Below are 1,892 nucleotides of genomic sequence, written 5' to 3' on the forward strand. Positions count from 1 at the left end.
AGTGTGCTGCAGAGCACTCGGAAAGGATGGTCTATATGGCCTGACAATCTGTGTGCTTGAAGCTGCGATAATGATGAGGGTTGGCCCCTCGGGCTCGGCTTTCAGGAGCTGGGCTCAAACCACTCCAAGCGGCTGCGTTTAAGAGACGTGGTCGTGAGCGTTGGAGGCAAGTCCAGGGCAAACCCTGGGCCGGTACGCATCCGAGAGACGAATGAAAATGAACCTTCCGATGAAGCGTCGTAACGTGGAACCTGTCGTCAAAACCAGAGGTGTGTCGTCTCTCTGGGATCAGCTTGTCAGATGCCTGGTGACCGGGCAAGCGGCGACCGGCGTTGAGGGGGCGTGAAGCGGATGCAGGCGTTGTCGCGGAACTGCAGGAACCAGTCGCTCCGATGCAAAGGGAGAAGCACAAGCGGAGAAGACCGTAAGGCGAGAGTACCGATGCGGGGCACTGGGACGGACCGATCTGTAGTAGCGATGAAGGCTCGTAATGGAGCTGGAGCGAAGAGGTCGGATCAGGTGGGCGTATTATCAACACAACTGGCAACAGGATGACGTTGATGGATACGCAAGGCAAACCGTTCAATATCAGTAAGCAGAAGGTGTACGAAGCTTATCTGCAGGTGCGATCCAACGGAGGCGCAGCTGGTGTGGATGGGGTAACGATTGAGCAGTTCGAGGCCGATCTGAAGAGGAATCTCTACAAGATCTGGAACAGAATGAGCTCAGGCACTTACTTCCCTCCGCCAGTGCGCGCCGTCTCCATTCCCAAGAAGAGTGGAGGTCAGCGGATCCTCGGGGTGCCAACAGTGGCAGATCGCGTGGCCCAAAGTGTTGTCAAGCAGATGATTGAGCCGGATCTGCATGCAGTCTTTCTGGCAGATTCTTATGGCTATCGGCCCGACAAGTCGGCGCTGGATGCCATCGGCGTTACGCGCAAGCGGTGCTGGAAATATGATTGGGTTCTAGAATTCGATATCAAAGGGCTGTTTGACAATATTGACCATGACCTTCTGCTACGGGCTGTTCGCAAACACATAACGTCTGCCTGGGCGCTGCTCTACATCGAAAGATGGCTGACAGCACCGATGCGGAAAGAGGACGGGACAAACGTCGAGCGAAACTGCGGCACGCCACAAGGCGGTGTCGTTAGCCCGATACTTGCCAACCTTTTCCTACATTATGCATTCGACGTGTGGATGGGCAGACAGTTCCCTGACCTGCCATGGTGTCGTTACGCGGATGATGGACTGGTGCATTGCCGGAGCGAGAGCGAAGCGTGGATCGTGAGAGAAGCGCTCGCAGCTCGCCTTTTGGAATGCCGCTTGGAAATGCATCCCGTGAAAACGAAAATCGTCTACTGCAAAGATGATCGACGGAGAGGTAGGCACGAGACCGTCAAATTTGACTTTCTCGGGTATTGCTTTCGTCCGCGATCCGTCCGGGGTCCAGTTACGCAGAAAACGTTCTGCGGATTTACCCCGGCCGTCAGCATATCATCGCTGAACTCGATGCGAGAGAGGATTCGAAGCCTGAAACTCCGCAAACGAACGGAGGTGACGTTGGATGACATTGCTCGCGAGATAAACCCGATCGTTCGGGGATGGATCGCATACTATGGGCAATACTCGCGCTCGGCACTTTATCCGATGGCGAGATACATCAACGAAACCCTCTATGTTTGGTTTAAACGGAAATATAAGCGCTTCCGCAAACGCCTGGGGCAAGCGCGCCTCTTTGTTGCAAAGATTGCGCGGGAAAACCGGAAGCTGTTCGTACACTGGCAACTCGGTAATGGCACGGAGCTCGCTTGATGGGAGCCGGGTGAGGTGAGAGCCTCACGCCCGGTTCTGAGAGAGGCTGGAGGTGAAATTCCTCCGGCCTACTCGCCC

Annotated in this window: 1 protein-coding gene; it reads left to right on the plus strand. The window is 55.3% G+C overall.

What is annotated here, in order from left to right:
- Nucleotides 1–551: 551 nt before the first annotated feature.
- Nucleotides 552–1,814 carry a group II intron reverse transcriptase/maturase gene (ltrA, locus tag GA0061101_RS38435; protein WP_092577819.1) on the plus strand — a complete coding sequence of 421 codons (1,263 nt, stop codon included), beginning with the start codon at nucleotides 552–554 and terminating at the stop codon, nucleotides 1,812–1,814.
- Nucleotides 1,815–1,892: the final 78 nt, after the last annotated feature.

This window comes from Martinezella lusitana (assembly GCF_900094565.1).
Lineage (GTDB): Bacteria > Pseudomonadota > Alphaproteobacteria > Rhizobiales > Rhizobiaceae > Rhizobium > Rhizobium lusitanum.

Bases quoted from the DNA above. Each gene is read 5' to 3' on its own strand.
- ltrA (WP_092577819.1), top strand. From the start codon at position 552: ATGACGTTGATGGATACGCAAGGCAAACCGTTCAATATCAGTAAGCAG.